27 protein-coding genes are annotated in these 20,237 nt (G+C 45.7%); 23 read left to right on the top strand and 4 right to left on the bottom strand.

Going from position 1 to position 20,237, the window contains the following annotated elements; genetic code table 11:
• The first annotated feature begins 8 nt into the window (after positions 1-8).
• The 4 genes from N4J56_RS22805 to N4J56_RS22820 all read left to right on the top strand — a co-directional run bounded on the left by N4J56_RS22805 (position 9) and on the right by N4J56_RS22820 (position 4,843).
• On the top strand, positions 9-998 hold the full coding sequence (locus tag N4J56_RS22805) for an ABC transporter substrate-binding protein (protein WP_317108529.1): 990 nt from the start codon (positions 9-11) through the stop codon (positions 996-998).
• A gap of 19 nt (positions 999-1,017) precedes the next feature.
• The gene (locus tag N4J56_RS22810) at positions 1,018-2,112 is read left to right on the top strand and encodes an iron ABC transporter permease (protein WP_317108530.1); all 1,095 of its coding nucleotides are present in this window, start codon (positions 1,018-1,020) and stop codon (positions 2,110-2,112) included.
• The gene (locus tag N4J56_RS22815) at positions 2,112-2,882 is read left to right on the top strand and encodes an ABC transporter ATP-binding protein (protein ID WP_410500568.1); all 771 of its coding nucleotides are present in this window, start codon (positions 2,112-2,114) and stop codon (positions 2,880-2,882) included. Before N4J56_RS22810 ends, N4J56_RS22815 begins: the two co-directional genes overlap by 1 nt.
• Positions 2,883-2,986: 104 nt before the next feature.
• Entirely contained in the window at positions 2,987-4,843 is a 1,857-nt protein-coding gene (locus tag N4J56_RS22820; RefSeq protein ID WP_317108532.1) for a TonB-dependent receptor domain-containing protein, read from the top strand.
• On the opposite strand, the gene N4J56_RS22825 is transcribed toward N4J56_RS22820, so the two are convergent.
• The gene (locus N4J56_RS22825) at positions 4,830-6,173 is read right to left on the bottom strand and encodes a hypothetical protein (RefSeq protein WP_317108533.1); all 1,344 of its coding nucleotides are present in this window, start codon (positions 6,171-6,173) and stop codon (positions 4,830-4,832) included. The two genes, N4J56_RS22820 and N4J56_RS22825, sit on opposite strands and share 14 nt — an antisense overlap.
• Positions 6,174-6,266: 93 nt before the next feature.
• Here N4J56_RS22825 and N4J56_RS22830 point away from each other — a divergent pair, with 93 nt between their 5' ends.
• The 13 genes from N4J56_RS22830 to N4J56_RS22890 all read left to right on the top strand — a co-directional run bounded on the left by N4J56_RS22830 (position 6,267) and on the right by N4J56_RS22890 (position 14,407).
• Positions 6,267-6,995 (top strand): TonB-dependent receptor domain-containing protein, encoded by a 729-nt coding sequence (locus N4J56_RS22830; protein ID WP_317110689.1) that lies wholly within the window; start codon positions 6,267-6,269, stop codon positions 6,993-6,995.
• 143 nt (positions 6,996-7,138) lie between these two features.
• Complete coding sequence (locus N4J56_RS22835) at positions 7,139-7,501, top strand: C-terminal helicase domain-containing protein (RefSeq protein WP_317110691.1); 363 nt, start codon at positions 7,139-7,141, stop codon at positions 7,499-7,501.
• Positions 7,502-7,537: 36 nt separating this feature from the next.
• Positions 7,538-8,275: a hypothetical protein gene (locus N4J56_RS22840; protein WP_317108534.1), complete on the top strand. Its 738-nt coding sequence runs from the start codon at positions 7,538-7,540 to the stop codon at positions 8,273-8,275.
• 310 nt (positions 8,276-8,585) lie between these two features.
• Positions 8,586-8,780, top strand: a complete 195-nt coding sequence (locus N4J56_RS22845) for a hypothetical protein (RefSeq protein ID WP_317108535.1) — start codon at positions 8,586-8,588, stop codon at positions 8,778-8,780.
• A gap of 18 nt (positions 8,781-8,798) precedes the next feature.
• Positions 8,799-9,383, top strand: coding sequence for a siphovirus Gp157 family protein (locus tag N4J56_RS22850; RefSeq protein WP_317108536.1), 585 nt, complete (start codon positions 8,799-8,801; stop codon positions 9,381-9,383).
• Positions 9,384-9,480: 97 nt separating this feature from the next.
• Positions 9,481-10,314: a bifunctional DNA primase/polymerase gene (locus N4J56_RS22855; protein ID WP_410500569.1), complete on the top strand. Its 834-nt coding sequence runs from the start codon at positions 9,481-9,483 to the stop codon at positions 10,312-10,314.
• Between the two features lie 43 nt (positions 10,315-10,357).
• A complete protein-coding gene (locus N4J56_RS22860) occupies positions 10,358-10,798 on the top strand; it encodes a hypothetical protein (protein WP_317108537.1) in 441 nt (146 codons plus the stop codon).
• A 3-nt stretch (positions 10,799-10,801) separates the two neighbouring features.
• Positions 10,802-11,233 carry a hypothetical protein gene (locus tag N4J56_RS22865; protein ID WP_317108538.1) on the top strand — a complete coding sequence of 144 codons (432 nt, stop codon included), beginning with the start codon at positions 10,802-10,804 and terminating at the stop codon, positions 11,231-11,233.
• On the top strand, positions 11,234-11,974 hold the full coding sequence (locus N4J56_RS22870; protein ID WP_317108539.1) for a hypothetical protein: 741 nt from the start codon (positions 11,234-11,236) through the stop codon (positions 11,972-11,974).
• Positions 11,953-12,696: a hypothetical protein gene (locus N4J56_RS22875; RefSeq protein WP_317108540.1), complete on the top strand. Its 744-nt coding sequence runs from the start codon at positions 11,953-11,955 to the stop codon at positions 12,694-12,696. The genes N4J56_RS22870 and N4J56_RS22875 overlap by 22 nt, the downstream gene beginning before the upstream one ends.
• The gene (locus N4J56_RS22880; RefSeq protein WP_317108541.1) at positions 12,693-13,337 is read left to right on the top strand and encodes a hypothetical protein; all 645 of its coding nucleotides are present in this window, start codon (positions 12,693-12,695) and stop codon (positions 13,335-13,337) included. Before N4J56_RS22875 ends, N4J56_RS22880 begins: the two co-directional genes overlap by 4 nt.
• Positions 13,298-14,146, top strand: a complete 849-nt coding sequence (locus N4J56_RS22885; RefSeq protein ID WP_410500570.1) for a ThiF family adenylyltransferase — start codon at positions 13,298-13,300, stop codon at positions 14,144-14,146. The genes N4J56_RS22880 and N4J56_RS22885 overlap by 40 nt, the downstream gene beginning before the upstream one ends.
• Before the next feature lie 75 nt (positions 14,147-14,221).
• Positions 14,222-14,407 carry a hypothetical protein gene (locus N4J56_RS22890; RefSeq protein ID WP_317108544.1) on the top strand — a complete coding sequence of 62 codons (186 nt, stop codon included), beginning with the start codon at positions 14,222-14,224 and terminating at the stop codon, positions 14,405-14,407.
• Here N4J56_RS22890 and N4J56_RS22895 read toward each other — a convergent pair.
• Positions 14,379-14,780: a transposase gene (locus tag N4J56_RS22895; RefSeq protein ID WP_317108155.1), complete on the bottom strand. Its 402-nt coding sequence runs from the start codon at positions 14,778-14,780 to the stop codon at positions 14,379-14,381. The genes N4J56_RS22890 and N4J56_RS22895 overlap by 29 nt on opposite strands.
• Before the next feature lie 3 nt (positions 14,781-14,783).
• A complete protein-coding gene (locus tag N4J56_RS22900) occupies positions 14,784-15,449 on the bottom strand; it encodes a helix-turn-helix domain-containing protein (RefSeq protein WP_317108154.1) in 666 nt (221 codons plus the stop codon).
• A 79-nt stretch (positions 15,450-15,528) separates the two neighbouring features.
• On the opposite strand from N4J56_RS22900, the gene N4J56_RS22905 reads away from it, so the two are divergent.
• The 6 genes from N4J56_RS22905 to dnaN all read left to right on the top strand — a co-directional run bounded on the left by N4J56_RS22905 (position 15,529) and on the right by dnaN (position 19,237).
• On the top strand, positions 15,529-16,080 hold the full coding sequence (locus N4J56_RS22905) for a hypothetical protein (protein WP_317108545.1): 552 nt from the start codon (positions 15,529-15,531) through the stop codon (positions 16,078-16,080).
• A complete protein-coding gene (locus tag N4J56_RS22910; protein WP_317108546.1) occupies positions 16,080-16,211 on the top strand; it encodes a hypothetical protein in 132 nt (43 codons plus the stop codon). Before N4J56_RS22905 ends, N4J56_RS22910 begins: the two co-directional genes overlap by 1 nt.
• A gap of 169 nt (positions 16,212-16,380) precedes the next feature.
• Positions 16,381-16,596: a hypothetical protein gene (locus N4J56_RS22915; RefSeq protein ID WP_317108547.1), complete on the top strand. Its 216-nt coding sequence runs from the start codon at positions 16,381-16,383 to the stop codon at positions 16,594-16,596.
• A gap of 83 nt (positions 16,597-16,679) precedes the next feature.
• Positions 16,680-16,991, top strand: coding sequence for a hypothetical protein (locus N4J56_RS22920; RefSeq protein WP_317108548.1), 312 nt, complete (start codon positions 16,680-16,682; stop codon positions 16,989-16,991).
• A gap of 14 nt (positions 16,992-17,005) precedes the next feature.
• On the top strand, positions 17,006-17,866 hold the full coding sequence (locus tag N4J56_RS22925; protein ID WP_317108549.1) for a DUF5895 domain-containing protein: 861 nt from the start codon (positions 17,006-17,008) through the stop codon (positions 17,864-17,866).
• A 69-nt stretch (positions 17,867-17,935) separates the two neighbouring features.
• Positions 17,936-19,237, top strand: a complete 1,302-nt coding sequence (gene dnaN / locus N4J56_RS22930; RefSeq protein WP_317108550.1) for a DNA polymerase III subunit beta — start codon at positions 17,936-17,938, stop codon at positions 19,235-19,237.
• Positions 19,238-19,363: 126 nt separating this feature from the next.
• Here dnaN and N4J56_RS22935 read toward each other — a convergent pair whose 3' ends face one another.
• Entirely contained in the window at positions 19,364-20,080 is a 717-nt protein-coding gene (locus N4J56_RS22935; protein ID WP_317108551.1) for an HAD family hydrolase, read from the bottom strand.
• Positions 20,081-20,237: the final 157 nt, after the last annotated feature.

Below are 20,237 nucleotides of genomic sequence, written 5' to 3' on the forward strand. Positions count from 1 at the left end.
AGCATGGAATGAAGTGGCGTAATCTAGCAATCGTTCTCCTATTAGTAATACTTAGCGGATGCGGCGATCGCATAGGAAAACCCATAGCTCAAACTCGTGTTACTGATGCTAACTATAGTCCAGTCAAAATTGATAACTGCGGGATAACTGCAACCTACAAACAGCCTCCTAAACGTGCAGTCGCATTAAACCAACCAGCTACCGAGGTGTTGCTAGCTCTCGGTTTAGAGGAGCGGACGATCGGTACGGCTTACTTAGACGATCGCATTCCACCTCAATATCAAAAAGCATACGAAAAAATTCCCGTCCTTGCCAAGCAGTATCCTTCACGAGAAGTTCTACTCACCAGCGAACCAGATTTTGTCTACGGATCGTTTCCTGGTGCTTTTGGTTCTAACGATCGCCGCGAACGCGAAGATTTATCTCATCTAGGAATTCAATCTTATTTATCACTGCAAAATCAAAGTTTATGCAAAACAAAAGAAAGACCGTTGGAAAATCTATATAATGAAGTTCGCGAGATCGGACGTATTTTTGGAGTAGAAACGCGATCGCAGCAACTGATTGCTTCTTGGCAGGCACAAATTGCAGAAACCCAGAGAAAATTGGGGAAGATAGAAACTCCTAAACGAGTTTTTTGGTATGCCGATGAAGACCCTCCCTATACCGTAACTCAAAGTAGTTTACCAAATCAAATTTTAGAATTAGCAGGTGGTCGTAACATCTTCCAGCTAGGAGGTGAAGATACATACATCAAAGTTAATTGGGAAGATGTCATTACTCGTAATCCAGAGGTAATAGTCATCAGTGAAGCTTTTTGGTCGCTAGCCCAGAGGCAAGTACAATTGTTTCAAACTAACCTTGCTTTCTCGCAACTAAAAGCCGTACAACAGCAGAGATTTATTATCATCAAATACAGACATAGTACGTCGGTCGTTAGTATTGCAGAAGGGATCGGACAACTTGCTCGGGAGTTATATCCAGAGCGATTTAAATGACGAGCAAACTTAATTTTCTATGGCTAATCAACAGCAGTTAAGAAAGCGATCGCAGCGTCAAAGTACTGTTAAAACTAGCCAGCAACGCTATAAGCTGCTGCTAATAGTTTTGTCGATTGCTTTATTAGTCTCCATTACGCTTGCTGTGACGATTGGACCCGTGCCAATCTCACCTTTAAGAGTCTGGGCGATCGCTTTTTCCCAAATTTTCCCCCAGCTCGCGGGAGATTGGTCGCCATCCCAGGTACAAATTGTTTGGTATATCCGCTTTCCCAGAGTCTTGCTGGCATTTGTGATCGGTGCGGGATTATCTGTAGTCGGGGCAACAATGCAAGCTTTGGTTCGCAACTCGATGGCAGATCCTTATCTTCTGGGCGTATCGTCAGGCGCATCTGTAGGAGCTGTTTTAGTGTTGCTGTTTGGTGTATTCTCTGGACTGGGAATCTATGCAGTTTCTGTCGGTGCATTTTTAGGTGCGTTGTTATCTTTTGCGATTGTTTTCCTGTTGGCATTGCGCCAAGGGCGACTTTCTTCCATCCGCTTAATTTTGTCAGGAGTGGCGGTAGCGTATGCGTTTTCTGCACTGACGAGTTTTTTAACTGTTAAAGCAAGTAGTGGTGAGGCAGCAAGAAGAGTCTTGTTTTGGCTGCTGGGTGGATTGTCAGGGGCTAAATGGAGCGATCTGATTCTACCTTCATTGTCTCTCGGTCTGGGATTAACATATTTGTTATTGCAAGGGCGATCGCTTAACTCTTTAATAGTTGGCGAAGAAACAGCAGCAACTTTGGGAACCGACACCAATCGCCTCCGCAAACAATTATTTTTTGTCACATCGTTGTTAACAGGTGTGATGGTTGCTATCAGTGGAGCAATTGGCTTTGTCGGGCTAATGATCCCACATAGTTCTCGGTTACTCGTCGGTTCAGATCATCGGCGCGTATTGCCCGTTAGTTTACTATTAGGAGGGGTGTTTCTGATTTGGTCGGATGTCTTAGCACGTATCCTTGTGGCTCCAGAAGAATTGCCTGTAGGTATCGTCACCGCCTTATTTGGTGCGCCTTTCTTTATTTGGTTAATGCAGCACCAAGGCAGTAAACTGAATGGGAGCAGATGATGGAACTGCAAGTCAAGCAAGCTTCTTGGGGTATTGACGGTAACCAAATTGTCCGTAACATTACTCTAGAAGTCGCATCTGGTGAGTTTGTCGGTTTAATTGGTCCCAATGGTAGCGGTAAATCTAGCTTACTTCGGTGCATCTACCGCGTGCTGACACCTGATGCCGGACTCATTACTCTTAATGGCGATGATATTTGGCAACTGGGTAGCCGTCAAATGGCGCAACGAACTTCAGTCGTGCTGCAAGAAACTCCCAGCGAATTTGATTTTACCGTCGAAGAGATGGTGTTGATGGGTCGTGCGCCGCATCAAAGATTATTCGATCGCGAGACAGAAGCAGATCGGCAAATTGTCCGAGAAGCCATTGCCAAAGTCGGTTTGGAGTCTTTAGCAGGGCGAAACTTTCTCTCCCTCTCAGGTGGAGAAAAACAGCGGGTAATGGTGGCAAGGGCGATCGCCCAGCAAGCAAAATTTCTGGTTTTGGACGAACCTACTAACCACCTCGATATTCGCTACCAGTTGGAAATTTTGGAATTGGTGAAGCGTTTGGGTGTAACTGTAATTGCTGCCTTGCACGACTTAAATCTTGCCGCCGCATATTGCGATCGCCTTTACGTTCTCAGTGCCGGAGAGGTTGTAGCATCAGGAACTCCACAACAGGTGTTGCATTCCAAATTGATTCGCCAAGTTTACGGTGTCAACTCAGAAGTGCAGGTACATCCACGCACGGGACAACTCCATATTATTTTCTTTGGCGAACGAGTTTGACGGCTTGTCTTTTGACATCGCTCGATGCTTGACCTAATTTAATTGAGTGCTTTTTTTGACTATGTAGTGGGCGTAGTCTGCAACTCAAAGTGTGAGGAACCCAGGTGAAGCAACAAAGAATATTGATGTGGTTCTGGCTGAGTGCAACTGCATCAGTCTCAGTTACTTTTCCTGCTTACGCAGATGTAGCACAAATGACTGCCGCACGGACGGATGCTGCTAACTCGCGATCGCCCATCACAGCAGCCCGACTCAACAACAAAGCGCGTCCTGCCACCACAATTGCAGAGTGGCTGTCTCAATCCCCAACTTCCACACCCCAGTCCCCAGTTCAGATCACAGGCATAAAACTCAATCCAACAGATGATGGCGTTGATGTCATTTTAGAAACTGCTGGAGGTGAGGTAGTTACAGGTTCTACTTCCACCCAAGGCAACAACCTGATTGTGGATATTCCTAACGCTCAGTTGCAGTTGCCAGAGGGTAAGCAGTTTCGACGAGACAACCCAGCTGCGGGAATTGCTTCTGCGATCGTGACTGCAACAGCTGCGAATACGATTCAAATCGTTATAGCTGGGGTTGATAAAGCACCAGAAGGAATAATTCTCAAAAGTCAAGCAGGACTGGTATTGAGCGTGCTACCCTCACAGACAGAGCTAGAAGTGGTGGTGACGGCACAGAAAACACCGCAGAATCCGCAGGATGTGCCTATTAGTTTAACCGTGCTGCAACAGCAAGAACTGCAAGACGCTCAAGTGGAATCGATTCGAGGCATTGCGGCAAATACTCCAAATTTCTTTTCGAGAACGGGCGATCGCGCCTTTGGCTTTCAAAGTATTCGCGGATTGGGTAACAGTAACTTCTTAACTCGCGACGCGATTAGTTTTTACCTAGATGATGTGCCGATTGAATATGCTCACCAATTTCTCCCAGGTGAGTTGTTCGATCTGGAGCGAGTGGAAATATTGCGAGGTCCGCAAGGAACGCTATACGGTCGCAGCAGTCAGGCAGGAGTCGTCAATATTGTCAGCCGTCCACCCACCGACTTTCCAGAAATTCAAATTGGCGGTGGCTATGGTAATTTTAATCAACGGCGCGTCCAACTGTCGCTGAGTAACGCGATCGTGCCTGATCGACTCGCTTTTCGGATCGCAGGTTCTCATAGGGCGCGGGATGGATTCACAAGGGACAGCAATTTAGGGGAAGATGCCAACCCACAATCAGCTTTAGCAGGCAGAGCTAACCTGCTATGGACTCCTTCTCCAGAGTGGAGCATTTCGTTTAATACCAATGCAGCTGCCAACAGAGATGGAGATATTTCATTCGTCCCAATTAGTCAGCAAGATCCCTTTACTACTGCCCGTAACATTCCAGGTCGTTTTGACTCATCTATTAATACCCAGTCCCTCAAAATAGCATATGAGGGATCGAACTTTCGATTCACGTCGATTAGTGCGCGAAACTATTCAGAGGTAAGTTATCGAAATGATATTGACAACAGCCCCATCGATCTGCAACGAAACGAATTTGGGGTCGATTCTACAATTTGGAGTCAAGAATTACGATTGCAGTCACCCGATTCAGCGGAGCGGTTTCAGTGGCTATTAGGTGCATATTTTCAGTCAAGATCGTTCGACATCGATCCTTCAGCTACCGACACGACTCCTACTGGAACGGCTATTCTCAGATTACCGACGGGTCGAAGCGAAACAACCGCAAAATTTGACCAAACAACCTATGCAGCATTTGGGCAGGTTGAATTTCAGCCCTTTGAACCCTTAACACTAACCGCAGGCTTGCGGTATGAGAAAAATCGAGATGAATTGACGCGCGATCGCTTCTTCATCAGACCCGATGGCACTACGATCTCACAAAGTCTATTGCCGAGAAATTCTGAAGTACAGGACTTGGAAAGTTACGGTGAGAGAATAAGAAGGGTTGTTAGTTCTACACAGGCATAATCACCTCCAGAACTTGCTCACAGGTTCGCCCTTGGGCAAATAACCCTTGCACCAGAAGCAGCAGTTGATGATACGCTTCACGAGTGAGGCTGTAGAGTTGCTGTCCCACCGTTTGCTTACCGTTGGCAAACGCAAATTGTTCTGATTTTTTGCCCTGACAAGCCGCTTGCCCTAGCAACGACTGCGCCACGCAACTTAAGCGAAAGTGGCGTTTGACCGCTTCCTCGTTGCGTACCTGAGCCGACTCGAAGCCCGTGACTTGTTTGCAAAACTCATGAAAAATCTCGCAGGACCACGGATAACTCCAGGTTTGAATTACCCGTGCGCTTTCCCAATGCAAGGCATCGGTTAATAAAAATCGGGGTGCATCACTCAAATCCTCCTGTTCATGCACAATAACTAACCGTTTGCGTCCATAACGTTTCAATCGCACTACCTTAGTGAATACCAAAAACTGCTTCTGCTCTCCGTTGCGACAACGTACGTTGAGAGAGCGAAAACTCTGCGGATGTTCTGTCCTTAACTGGGTTGCAACTGTATCCACTCGTTGCCATTGTCTGTGCCATTGAATCAATCGAGAGCATTCAATCTCGCTGACCCAATGCTTTCCTGATGACTCAATCAACTGCGTTAGCTCTAACGTCAATACACCGTTGTCAAAAGCGTAATCCGCTTTGGGAAATTGCCCTTGCGCTTCCACTTGCCGCACAATGTCCACGACAATTTCGGTGCGCTTGCGATAAGCCAATTGATTCTTCTGATGATGCAGCAGTTCGATGAGCCGTTGCATCAACTGTTCCATTTGCTCATAACTTGGTTGTGCCGTCATCTTCAGATATGCTCGCTCTGCTTCGCTGTAGTCCGGTAATTGCACCTCCACCGCGACACCGTCGATTTGCTGCGGGTTGGCAATCACCGCCGTTACCACCGTTTGATAGCGACTCATGCAGTGATTGACGTAATCATATGCCCGTTTCACCCCAAAAATCTCTGCACCAAACTCATGATGCGACAACGTCCAATCGAGACTAATCACTTCCCGCCCTTTGCCTTGATGCTGCTTGCCCATCAACTCCCGATGGCGCGCCATTAACCGTTCGCTGTCCCATCCCGCTTCAAACACAGCAGCATGCATAGCTCGACGGCTGGCCGCTTCCCCTGAAGCATACACCTGTTGAGCATGGATGCCCTGCAAAGTCTTGTTCTCGCTCAACAGCAAGCCGCTGAGGTAGCGACTGATATGCTCAAATCCCTCCTCTCGGCAAAATACCTCCCGATAGGCACTCATGCTAGTTGCAATCGTCTTTGGAACTCCGACTAAGGGCAACATTCAACGCTTTGGTTCATGCTCATTTTGCACTCCTCTCCTATTTTCCTCTACTGATAACTTTCCAAGTCCTGTGAAGTAGAAGATGAGGTAGTACTGCCTAAGGTTGCCGCGACTTATCAACTCAGTCCGAATCTAGCCATTTACGGCAGCATTGCACGTGGGGCAAAACCGAGTACTCACAATTTTCGAGCAACCGATCCGGCGCTATTAGCCTTGCGTCCAGAACGATCCTGGAGTTATGAAGTGGGAGCAAAGTCATCCTGGTTTGCGGATCGCTTAGTCGCCAACTTTGCTGCTTATTGGACCAACGTTTCAGATTATCAAGTCTTGATTGCCAGTCAGGATCGGCTGTTTCAGGATATTGCTAACGCTGAAGTCAAGACTAGTGGCATTGAGTTAGAACTTCGCGCCAGACCGATGACAGGGTTAGAACTGATTGCAGGCGTGGGAACAACCAACGCCAGATTTACAGATTACCTCAACCCACTCTCCGGTCAGGATTTGAGTGGCAACAAGCTGACCTATGCACCTCGATCTACCTACAACATTGCGGCGCAATATCGACATAACGGCATTTTTAGCAGATTAGAATTGCAAAGCTATGGCACCACATTTTTTAATGACACGAATACGTTTGAGCAAGACCCCTATACTTTAGTGAATGCTCGCGTTGGCTATGAATGGCAGGACTACGCTATTTACTTGTTTGTCAATAATTTGTTTGACAAACGCTATTTCAATGGTGTGTTTCAGGGCACAGAGCCTCTAGCAAACTACGGCGAGCGCCGTCTATTTGGCTTCCAGTTTCAGGCTAATTTTTAGCTCAAATTGGTTGTGTTGCGAAAAATTGTAGACTAAATAATTCCTCAAAATTAAATTATTCTGCCTGCTATACTGTAGTACCGTTTATTAACGGCGACGAATAGGCAGAAGGGATTATTAATAATTCTGAAAAAACTTGTAGTATCAAAGAAAAACGCGAGACTGCTGCTGAAAAGTTTAATCGAGGAGAAGTCAGGTTTCTTATTTCTACTGAGGCTGGAGGTGAAGGAATTGACCTACAAGAAAATTGCTATTCTCTGATTCACGTAGACTTACCCTGGAACCCCATGCGCCTGCATCAACGAGTGGGTCGTCTGAATCGTTACGGGCAAAAGCAGCAAGTAGAAGTCATTACGCTACGCAATCCTCAGACCGTAGAGACGCTAATTTGGGACAAACTCAATCGCAAAATTAATAACATCATGCAGTCTTTACAACAAGTGATGGACGAACCAGAAGATTTGCTGCAACTTGTTTTGGTTATAACATCGCCAAACTTATTTTGAGAAATTTTTAGCGAAGCAGATAGACATCGCGGCGATTTGCATCAGTGGTTCGATTGCCAAACTGCTAAATTTGGTGGAAAAGATGCGATCGCTGCCGTGCGCGAAATTGTAGGTAGCTGCAATAAGTTTGACTTTCAGCAGGTATCTCCTTCATTGCCGCAACTAGACTTACCCGATCTACAACCATTCTTCTTAGCAATGCTGCATCTTAACAAACGTCGGATCAAGCATACAGATGAAAAATTTTCATTCCTTACACCCGATAGTTGGCGTATAGAACCCGCGATTCAGCGCGAGTACGAACAGGTACACTTCAATCGCTACCTACGCGATCGGAATGCCATACATCACTTGCTTGGCGTGGGGCACAAACTTTTTGATGCAGCTTTAGCACAAGCTATGGGCTTTTCTGAGTGCGTAGCTGTTTTACCTGGCTTGAAACAAATTTTATTTATCTTTCTAATTTCCGATCGCGTCACTGGTAACTCTAACATCAGGCAAGCTATTGCCGCTGTCAGCATAGATTTATTTAACCAAGCATATATTCTAAAGGACTGGGAACTGATTGCAACAATCAACCTATATTTAGCTGACTTCAAGAAAATACCTGAATCTTCTAATTGCTGTACGCTTAGTGTTGGTGAAATCTGCCAGTCGCTGACTAGCGCAGAACAGTTTTTAGAGAAGCATTTAGATAACTTGGATCTCCCATTTAAGATCCTAGCTATAGAAGCGATCGCCGTACTTCTCCCATCAAACAAGCGTGTTGCTTAATAGGCTAAAATAGTAAGTTTAAAAATAATCTGATGAAAGAGATGGAAATCTACTTATACTGAAATTTATTAGAATTAACATTTTAGAGATATCATTGGCAATCTGTTTACTACTCGATTCTAAAGCTATTTTAGCAATAGTTAAGGAGCTATAAGAAAGGATTTTATATTCGTGGTTAAAATGTTTCAATAACTACTTCTTTCAGATAGTTTAGTTAAGTTAGTATTGTTGCCATCAAGTAGGGTTCGCACAATTTCTAGTTTGATGCCGCTGACGCGGCTGACGAGTGAAATTTTTCAACGTTTCACTCATGTATCTAACACAGATAGCTGTAAAATCGCAGCCAAAGCAAGAGCTTGATTCTGGGTGCAACCAGTTACAAGCGGTAACTAATGACAATATCTTAGAGCACTCAGAACTCAAAGAACATATTGAGGGGGAACAGCAATGGCTCCAAGAGCAGGCATACCAGCACGATCGCTATTTGTATGCCGACAGAATTTAATCAGGAGCGATCGCCATCATGAGCCAAGCTCAAACAGGAGAACTTTCCCTAGAAGCTTTATTCAAAACAATGAGTTTGAAAGAGCTATCCATTGCTGCTCGCGATCTAAGTGCTACCCTGTCTCAAACAACTCAGGACGAAGAATTTCTCCAAGCCTGCGAGGATTACATTACAGATGCGACTGCTGACAAAGTAGATGGCTACAGTTTTGTTGCTGCTTATCTGGAAGCAGACATTGCTGCTTGGCAGGAGAAGAAAAATAAGCTGCTGGAGATGGTTGACGAAATTCTCGCTCGCAAGCAACGAGAACTAGAAATGCTCAAGTCTTCACTTTTGCGGCTTTACAGCCTGGGTTTAATCGATAACAAGCTGGAGGGCAAAACTAGAGCGATCGCCATCCAACCCAGTCCGCCTAAAATCACCAAATTACTAATTGCACCTGATTCTCCTGACTTTCCCGAACAATTTCGAGACGTGCGAGTAGAATACAAAGTCAAAGCCAAGGCATTAGTTGACGCATGGAAAGCTGGGGAAAATATTGATGCGATCGCCCAAATAGAGCAAGGTTGGCACGTTCGCTTTCGGCACAAAAGGGTGCGCTAGCCATATTGTTGCTCTTGACAAGCACTATGCTGAAAAAAACCATCAAACCACTAGAATTGTTGAAGCTCTACGTCTCCTACCCTGCCACTGGCAAATTATTCCGACTAATGGCAAAAAACCATTAGGATGCCAGTGGCAACAACGCTCCTTCACACCAAAAGCACTACAACAGCAATTAGCCAAAGAAGGCAAAGTCAAAGTTTACGGTAAAAACCAAACTTGCTACGAAGCAGTACCAACCGGAATTGCCTTACTGTGCGGACAAAACGAGCGAGAATTTTTGATTGCAGTCGATTGCGACGGACAAAGTGCTTTCGACCAGATCGAGCAGATAGCTCCTACACCTCTACCCTCCACCGTAGCATTTACTTCAGGGCGAGCGAGTAGAGCGCAGTATCTGTTTAAAATCCCAAGTTTTACCAAAAACCAACTCAAATCTAGAAAAATTCGGACTGCTGCCAACGAAGCCCTAGAACTGAGAGCTGCCAACTTAGCGTCGGTGCTTCCCCCATCCATCCACCCAACCACCGGACAATATCGCTGGTTGCCTGGATGCCGTCCCGATGAAATAGAAGTGGCAGTTGCACCGGACTGGATAGTAGAGCAGATGTCCGTTCCGATGAAAACGCGATCGCCTTCCCCAGACAGCGGCAAATCTAGACGAGTGACGGCAACACCGAGCGACAGCGATCTAGCAAAAGCCTTGCTGTTATTAGAAGTCATCCAGCCTAAATTCGCCGATAACTACGATTCCTGGCTCAGAATTGGCATGGCATTGAAATCTATTAGTCCCTGTTTGCTGCCAGCATGGGACAGTTGGAGCCAGCTATCCTCCAAATACAAGAAAGGCGAGTGTCAATACAAATGGGACAGCTTCAGGCAAATCAGAACCACAATTGGAACGCTCTATTACTTTGCTAATTTTGACTAATTAAAAAGCTCGGCTCAGCGTACTTCCAAATAAACAAGATGTCATGTCAGGAATTGAAGAAATACCCCAAGACATGGATGAGAAGATTGAAGACAATGACTTATCCCAAAACAGTTCTATTCCAAACGCCGATCGCGATGAAGACGATCGCTACAACTTCGAGCGAACCACGATTGTCATCGGATTGCAAATTCTGCCAGCCACCGATCGGTCGGAGCAACAGGTAATCATCGCTGCGGGGATTCAAGGCAAGCCACCAATTTTGGGCAGCGCGTCCCTTAACCAAATTGAGGAATGTCAGGCTATTACTGAAATATTAGCAAGGTTGAAACAAGCATTACCTCAAATAGCAGAGTCGGCAAAAATTCGAGCGGAAAAACAACGTCAGCTCGACCAAAAGCAACAGAAAACAGTAGTTTCACCCCCTAAATTACCGCCGCTCAACTCCAAGCCACAACCATCCAATCAACTATCGCTGTTTTAAACTATGCCATACATTCTCATGCTGGAAGGACAAGAGATTTCCCTTACAGATGAAGTCGGAGCAACTGATGAAACAATTCGTAGCGCGATCGCGCCGTTCTATCCAGAAGCAGCTACAGCCGAAATCTCGCGCTCGGAAGTTGACGGACTAACGCGCATTCGCATGGTTAAAAGAGCGGGAACTAAGGGTAACTGTTATTCTCTCTATCACCTGAGAGCAAGCGAACCAAGTCTAAACCCCGCTCTAGCCCTAAGCTGGCAGCTCAAACATTTAGAAATTCACAATGGGTTGAGCCTGGAAGAATTGCTGGTATTGCAACCCCAAATTAGTAGCGCGATTGCTATAGGAGAACAGTGGGAATCTGAAGTAGAAAAAAGCATCAAATACTTGAAACAAGTTTCCCCAATTCCTTCAGTAATTCCGGTTATTGTTTAGATGCAACTTCTGCAATTAGCAAAACCTGTCGAAAGTTTAAAAGCTTACCAAATTCCTCTCACTGCAACCAAGGGGAATTTATACCTCGAAGAACTCAACCAAAAAATCGTCCTCCTTTCACTTTACAAACAATTGTTTCCCGTAGAGTGGGCGAGATCGAAAGCTAGCCTGTTGCAGCGATCGCAGACTGAAGTTTATTGCGATCGCGAACTGGAATTTCTTGGATTGGTAAACGAACGCCTATTTCCATTGGATAACTGGGAAGATTCCATTCAACGATCTGCGGAAATTCCCATCTATCCCCAAACAGCAAGCGTGTGGGAAGTCGATCTAGAAGATTTAACTTTAGGCGAACAATTTCTGATATCGCTGGTGGGGGAAGGTTACTCTAGGGAACAATGGCAAGAACTATTTGGATTTACCCCGACTCATCTAGCAACAGGCGATGAAATCGATTGGGAGCAATTAGAAAAACTGTCGCGCTCTGCTGTCGAACCGCTAGCCTATCTATACGATGCCATCTCGATGCTCGATCGCAGTACGGGTTGTATTTGGTTAGATATTACATACGAAACCTACGTGTCTTACCCTTGGACAAAAGAAGTGCTGTTGGAGCTAGCACGGGAGTGGCAAGTAGCTCAACAATATCTGCTACGACAGCAGCAATTCGAGGAATGGATTGAATTTTCAGTTATCCATAGACAAGAAACCGTCAAACTATGGAATTCGGCTCGCAAGTAGTTCTACCCGCTGCAACAACTCCAGCCTTACCCCAACTCGATGTTGGCGCGATCGCTCTTGCAGTCGCTACAAAAACAGTTGATGCAGATATTCTGGCACAACTGCTGTTTTTGCCAGGTCAATACCTATTAGTCACGAAAGAAGATCGAGCCACAAATTACAAATTTGTTTCGCCAGCAGCTTTAAAAGCAGCGTTTGCCAACGAACCAGTCGATTCAGGCTGGCTGACATCCAACAACGTGAGATGGGGACATTGCTATAAAGGAGAGTTTTTGGTGCAGTTTTATCCACCCAGGCGCTACCAGCTGGCGCTAGAGCGATTTACCGCAGATGCAACGATCTCTATACCTCTGCCTGGATTTGTGTTTGTCGGCTGCGATCTCAAATACTGGATCTGGGCGGTCAAAAGCAACTCTTTCGACCCCAATTTGGCACTATTTCACGCTCCCTTGCCAAATGTCATGTCAGATGGCTCTATCTGCTTTGGCGACAACTCTCCCCCCAAGTGTTCGCCGTTGGGGATTGTACGAGCGTGGGACTTGTTCTGGCGCAGCCCTTTTAACGACCACGTCGTGCATGGTAAATCCAAAGCACATAGTCGAGATGTCCGATTGGGGCTGCGATCGCTGCACCGCAAAGGCTCTAGGAAACATCCCTGGCGAGATTTAGTCCCACTCTCAAATAAAACTGTCTCCAGCGCAGTCGAGCAAATTATTCAATGACGATCGAACCTTTGATTGGCTACAACATTGCTACCAGTCCCATCCTCCCAGACATGGCAGCTTCTATGATGGAATACTGGCTAGCAGGCAATGGTGTATTTGTCCGCGCCGCTCGTTTGGGGTTAAGTGCTTGCATACCTGTTAGCAACTGCGCGATCGCAGGTCTACCTAAAATCGCGCCCTACGTGCAGTTAGAGTATCCTCTCGTCCCCACGCATCTCGCGCTCGAAATGCTGCGCCGTTCTCAAGCAGTTGGCGAGCGAGAAATCTTGTTTTATCTCTCGTTTGTTAACGGCAAGTGGCAACTCGACATTCCAAAGCAGCTAGCCACATCGGGTAGCGTTCGACCTTTGATTCCACCCCTCGGTACGGCATACGAAACAGCTTTGATTGAAATTCACAGCCATCACAGTACGAACCCTCGGTTTTCCGCCATCGACGACATAGAAGAATCCGGCAAATTCAGAATTTTTGGAGTTTTAGGAGAAATTTTCACTCGTCCGACTCTTAACCTGAGAGTTGGTATTTACAACCATTTTTGGCAAATTCCAGCCAGTTGGGTATTCCAGCTACCAAACGAATTATCGAATTTTGTCCGACCATGCACTTGGATTTATCCTACGCTCGCTCTTTACCCTTGATGCTGGCAAATCGCGATCGCGTCCATTTCGTAGTTGTGGGTGCTGGAGGGACTGGTGGCTGGATAATTGGGGCGATCGCTCGACTGATGTTAGAGATCGAGTCAAAAACTACCAAAATCGCATCCTGTACGATAGTGGACTTCGATGTAGTAGAAGCCAAAAATATTCCCAGGCAAAACTTCCAAAGCTCTGAAATTGGACTTTTCAAAGCCCAGGTGCTAGCAGCCAGGTACAGCTTAGCTTGGGGATGCAAAATCTCTAGCGCCACCCAACCCTTCTGCCAAGACACGATCGGCTGCTACTGGAATCAACTGACAGTTATTGTCGGTTGCGTTGACAATGCCGCCGCCAGAGCCGAGATGAGCAAGTGTCTCGACCGAAACTATAACGATCGCCCGCCTTCGATCTGGTGGTTAGACTGCGGCAATCATGCCTCTGCCAGTTCTGGACAAGTGCTATTGGGTTCCACCAATCGATTCAGCCTGGAACGAGCTTTTGACAATCCAAACAGCCCCAACTTTTGCATTCACCTACCCAGCCCTACGGTGCAACATCCAGAACTGCTGGTAGCACTGCCAGAAGAGTTAAATTCGACAAAACTCTCGTGTGCTGAAATTCAAGCCCGCGATCGCCAGAGCTTGTTCGTCAACTCTCAAGTGGCGGCACTTGCCAGCGATTACTTGCTAGCCCTAACTTTGACTGGAGGATTGCGACGGTTTGCTACATACTTCGACAGCCAAGCGGGAACTGCGCGATCTCTCTACAACTGTCCTCAAACTTTCAAGCAGTTCGTTACGAAGCGGGATTGACGCGCTCAACTTGCAGAGTAAATAACAACTGTGCTTCGCTGACGCGACCTTGAGGCAAAGCTTATAGGTCGCTGTATGCTCCAACTAGACGCAAATATGCTGGAATTATTGGCAGCAGATTCTCAAAAGTTTCAGCAGTTTGAGCCGCAATTTTTCCTGACACCAACCAATTTAGTAGAAGACCAAAAAGAGATTGAAAGATTTCGCTTAATCATGCAACAATACCATTTGGTTAAATATTTGCGACTTCTAAAGACCTGAGAATATACTTCCATCCAGTCAAATCTTTAATAGTTTTTTCACTAAACGAGGTGAGAATCTGTCTAACTTTAATTTTGAGCGCATCTAAATTATCAATAACCTCCCAACCTAAAAAACCTTTGAGCTGTTCCCAAAGCCTTTCTATGGGATTAAGCTCTGGACAGTGGGCTGGCTGAAACAGAAGGATGATATTTTCGGGAACTTTGAGTTTGGAGGTAGGATGAAATGAGCCGTTGTCTAACTGAATAATATCTAAATCTTCAGGATAAGCTCGCCTAAAATCATTTAGAAATTCCTGAAAGCACTGGGTGTCTAAATGGGAAATTTCCCGAAAAAAGTTTTCTCCACTTTGAGGCTCTACAACACCATACACATACTATTTTTCTCGCCTAAATTGAAAGCTTCCTACAGGTTTGACTCCTCTTAATGTCAATCTCCGTCTCTGAATTGTCCTCAATCCCAGCCTAGTTTCATCTTCACACCAGTACCGCACTCTCTTAAACTTTTTTGATTGCTTTTGTACCTCCTTGATTACACTTGTTATCTTTTGAGGCAGTTCTTTTTTAAAGTTTTCTACTGCCTTTGGCTCTTGCTCGCTACTTTTTGATCTTGCTACTTTCAAGTCAGCTTTTAGCTTGTCATGAACTAGATTATGTACCACGTCATACTTCACGCGTATCCCTAGCTCTGCTGCTAACCATAGCTTGACCTCCTGATAACTGGAAAACCCTTCTGGCTCACTCAGTTCTTGTTTTAAACGTTCTACCGCCTCTGCTGGAATTAATGGTGTTCTTCCCGTACTTTTGCCTACTTCTAATAGCTGATTCAACCCACCACGGCGATATTGACTTAACCACCTTTGTACTGTGACTCGATTCCGTCCCAATACCACTGCTAAATGTTGCACCGTTTCCACTTGCTTAGTCTTGAGCAAATACAGTGCTTGTACTCTTTCCTTCCCACTTGCACTTTTTTGCTGCTTTAAAAGAGTGAGGAGCGTTTCTGCCGACTCGTTAATCTTGAGCTTGACTCTCCCAGACATGACTCACAGATTTAAATGTCTCTTTTCTTCAACTGTAGCGTATTAAAAGCCAAATGGTAAACTACTCCTGGGATTACCCGTGAAACCGTTGTTACAAGCTTATCCTCAGATTGCCAATTGGGTAGACCGAGTTCTCCCGATCGCGAGCGTTCCCGATCTTACGAAGCAAGTGAATGCTTGGCGACAAAAACTGATTCAAGGTGCGCTAATAATTGCCCATTACGACTTGCTCATCTTGAATGATGAAAAAGCGATTGCGGTTAACTGGAGGAGCGATCGCCATATTCCTCGATCGAGACAACTTGAAAATAGTTGGGAAGCTCAACTGCAATTATTTCTCCTGGCAGAAACAGAAGGCCTATTACCAATTAACGTATCTCTAATTTACTGCTTTCTTGATTCGAGTAAATCTCCTACATTAGAGCGATTCTCTTACGATCGAGAGAAATACGATGCTTTCAAGCAGCGATTGGAGATGGCATTATCCAACTTACCTAGTAATTTAATCGACGATTCAGAATATTCATTTCACCAGCCTATAGATGAAGCCAAAATAAATTTACAAAGGCTTTTTGATGGTGAGATAACAGCTCATGAATATCTTGAATTAATCCCAGAAGTCGAAATTTAATGCATCTTCCAGTTACCAGAATAGAACTATCTCCCGATCGTTGGCATTTCAATATTCTCTCACATTCAGTTGCTACAATTACCAATCCACAAGGAAAACGCCAAATTTCTTACTTTGGATTTATCAATTAAGAAAAAGCACTAGCGTTCAAGCACTGGTTGGAAGAAAAAGAGTTATGCACTATCGCAATAGTCAGACGAGCAGAAAGACTGTCAACCAATTGGGAGTGCAAAGTCTGGGATGCAACAACTGAACTAATTCTGAAGTTAGCAATACGTTCGTGAGAAGAGTTTGACTGCAATGCCGCTTGATAAACGTATCACCTACGTCCAAGTTGATGGGGGTTGGCAAACTTACCTTCACCCGATTAACGGAGGATTTGTTCGCTACAAACTTTTGCAGACTAGTACTCAATTAGAAGTAGCCATTGCTCAGTGCCAGCAAGCCGGATGGAAAACGATCAATGCTACGAACATCGTTCGCAAATTTAATTCAGTTACTCCCAAGCGTTACTAACTGCGCTGACGCGCCCAAAAGTAAGAACAATCCATTACTAACAATTGCTATCGGCAACCCTTCTAACTATTCCAGCATCAGTCATGAAAATATCGCGATTGCAGACAATTCAAATTACAGAGACGACCTTCATCGGCTCCTATGACAACGGCGATCGCCATGCTTGTATTTTTACAGGCGATGGAGAAAGTTTGAGTCTCAGTTTTGATAGTGGCTGCCTGCACAAACTCTCAGATTTAATTCAAAAGTTGCAGGATATCCACCAACAATTAGCTCAATCCAGGCAAAAACAAGTCCTCCAAGAACTCGAACTACTTCGTCCCCATTCTTCATTCCTGCCAATAAACGGCAATGGTAATGGCAAAGAGCGTCCAGAAGCCGACATATCATTCTAGAACCATAACTGAAAATGAGCGATAACAAAACAGCCCAAGCGAATGACGAGCAATCTCAAACCCCAACATTTGAGGTAACCGAAAGAGACGAGTTTTGCAATCCTCAATATCTCGATCCCGATGCTAAACTACCGCGCCTTCAAGCTTTAAGAGGTAGCACTCCCAAGTTGTGCGGCTACTTCGTTTCAGTAGACCAAATGGCGATCGCGGGTTGGGAAAATTTTGATGCATCCCAACTCGTCACCTATACATTTGAGTCTACGGGTACAGAAGAACAAGGAATTTTAATTCCCAATCCCAGAATGCTCGTCTGCCCGAAAACACCAGTCTTGGGTTTCGATCGCAAACAATCCAACGAATCAAAGTCTACGGTTATTTTGGGTAAGTATACTCAAGAAATGAAAGCAGACGAAAATGTTGGCAACATCCAGTATTTTCAAGTCTTTCTGTTAGACAAGCAAAACCAACCACTGCACCAAATTCCACTTTCGTATAAAGCCACAGGTGCGAACCAAGCCTCTTTCTCGATTCGCTGGCAGGAGTTTTGTCGAGAACTCAATGCTTGCCATTCTATTGTCAACGGCATCCCAGCCAAGCAGAAAAACTCCTTGTTCTATAGCTTGGGTGTCTTCTGCTTTAAAACTGCTCGCGAACAAGTTGGTGATAAGCAAAAGAGCTTTGCCTGTCGAGTCGTAGAACACGAGCGTCCGACTTTAGAAAATTGGCGCAGCTATTTCATGGGCTTCAATCCCAATCTGAAGCAATATGTCTGGGAGTCTCTAGAACCGGATAAACCATTAATTGTTCCTGGCAGTCCTGAAACCTTGGCTCTACCTGCCGCTACGGAAATAGAAGCACAAGTCGCGACGGAGTGAGCATCGCGTGCGAGGTGTTTGGCGCTTTTGCCCAAGCACCTTGAGAATTTCCTACACTTATTCAAATACATGAAACTGAAAATTCCTCAAACGCAACTGGAAAGCATTCTGGCGATCGCCAGTCATGCCATTCCCACTAAACCCACTCACCCAATTTTGAGTAGCTTTGTCCTACATGGCAATAGTGAAACCCAAAAGCTAACTGTAACCGCCTTTAACTTGAGCTTGGGCATTCGCGCTCAATGCGACTGTATTGTAGAAAGCGAAGGTACGATTGCTCTACCTGCCAGATTGCTAGAAGAAGTAGTAGCACACTTACCAAAAAGCGATATTACACTGGAGGTCAACGACAGCGTTGCCATCCTGACGCATTCGACAGGGAAGTGTCAGCTTCAAACAGCCAACCCTGAAGACTTTCCGGCACTGCCAGAAGTGAGCGGTACGCCAGTCACGCTTTCTGTAGCTAAGTTACAGCAGGCGCTCAAAGCCACCTTATTCGCAGCTAGTCGAGATGAGATTAAACAAGTCATTGCTGGAGTGTACTTCAAATTTGGCGATGCCAATTGGGAAGCAGCAGCTACTGACGGTCATCGCTTGGCGATCGCCTCCGATTCTATAGAATCGAACAATACCGCAGCATTAGGGTCGGTAGAAGCCACAATTCCTTACCAAACGCTGGCTCATCTGGAAAGGATCTTGGATCGCGTCCCAAACAATTGCACCATCAACGTTAGCAATGGGATTGCCGTCTTCGAGCTGCAAAACGTGCGCCTCACCTCGCGGCTGTTGGAAGGACAGTACCCCAACTACCCGTCGCTGGTTCCTACTCAGTTCCAGTACTGCTTTAAGATCGATAAGAAAGCCTTGGACAGTGCCTTAAAACGCACTAGCATTGTTGCCTCACAAAAAGATAAAGTTGTCAAAATGACTTTTGATGCCGCACGGCAATGCGCGACTATTTCCGCCCAGTCTCCAGATGTAGGGGATGCGGTTGAAGCACTGGCGATCGAGATCGAAAACGCCGTTAGCGACAATTTGGAAATTGGGTTCAACATCAAGTATCTACTCGATGCGATTAAAGTTATTGCATCGGAGCAGGTACTGATCGAGGCAAACAAGCCAGAGCGACCCGTTATCGTTAAACCGCTTGGTAGCTCGATCAACCAAATGGTTATGGTCATGCCAGTGCAGCTAATTGCCACAGCACGATCGGCACCCAGAATGCAGGAAAATTCAGAACCGCCCGCTGATGCGCCAACCCAGACACCGACAACAGAAGCGCCAGTAGCACAAAACGACAACTTGACACCCCAAAAACAACCAGAATCGCTCAAATCCAAAACTGGCAAGAAGAAACTACAAGCTGCATAGCAGAATAATACTAAATAAACGCAAGTTCTTCCCCAAACCCTTGCTGCCTATTTTTCCCTGAATGCGCCTAACATCGGGCTGAAACATTCAAGCGATCGCTCGTTTAAATGCAGCATCAAACCCAGACTACTTGATTGGAGACTCATCGTAGCGTGCTAGCAGATCCGCTACATCTTGGTAAATGGCAATGCAACCTGCTTGACGTAAGCTTTCTGCTGAAAAACCACCAGAGAGTACGCCAATCGTGCGTAGATTCGCCTTGCTTGCTGCTTCGGCATCATAGGGTGTATCGCCCACAACAATGACGCGAGCGGGAGCAATACCACCTAATTTATCCAGCGTGGACAAGAAGATATCTGGCTCTGGCTTAGACGATTTCACCTCGGTGGTAGTGGTTGCAGCATCGACGAGATCTTCAACATTCAGGATCTGTGTATAAGTTGCCAGATCGTCCTTTGTCGCCGAGGAAGCTAGAGCAATGCGTTTGCCATCTGCTTTGATTCGTAAAAACAAATCACGTACTTGAGGAAAAGCTTTGATGCGGGGATGATATTCGCGCTTGTACAGTTCTCGGCGGTAATCTCGCATACGTTCGCCTTTAGTGGGGCTTCGATCGTCATCCACTCGATTGAGTTCTTCAACTGAGAAAAAAACTGGCATTAACTTGTCACTGCCTTTACCGATTTGAGCGCGGATCTGCTCGTAGGGAATCTGACGACCAAAGTGCTGGAAGGTTCTTTTCCACGACTGCGCGTGAAAGTCAACAGTATCAACCAACGTGCCGTCAATGTCGAAAATTACAGCTTCGATCGCCAATTGCTTGCCCCGATCTTGAGTAGTCAAACGTCAATCTATATTGCAGCAAAATTAGCAGTAGAAATGTTCTTCCCTCCGATGGGTATAGCGACAGTTGAGGCGGGAGGAAAATGTCCGCAAAAACAACTGGAAAGTAGGATTTCAAGGGTTTTAATCGGATCGCTCGTGACTCGCACGTGCCATT

The sequence above is a fragment of the Chroococcidiopsis sp. SAG 2025 genome (assembly GCF_032860985.1).
Taxonomy (GTDB): domain Bacteria; phylum Cyanobacteriota; class Cyanobacteriia; order Cyanobacteriales; family Chroococcidiopsidaceae; genus Chroococcidiopsis.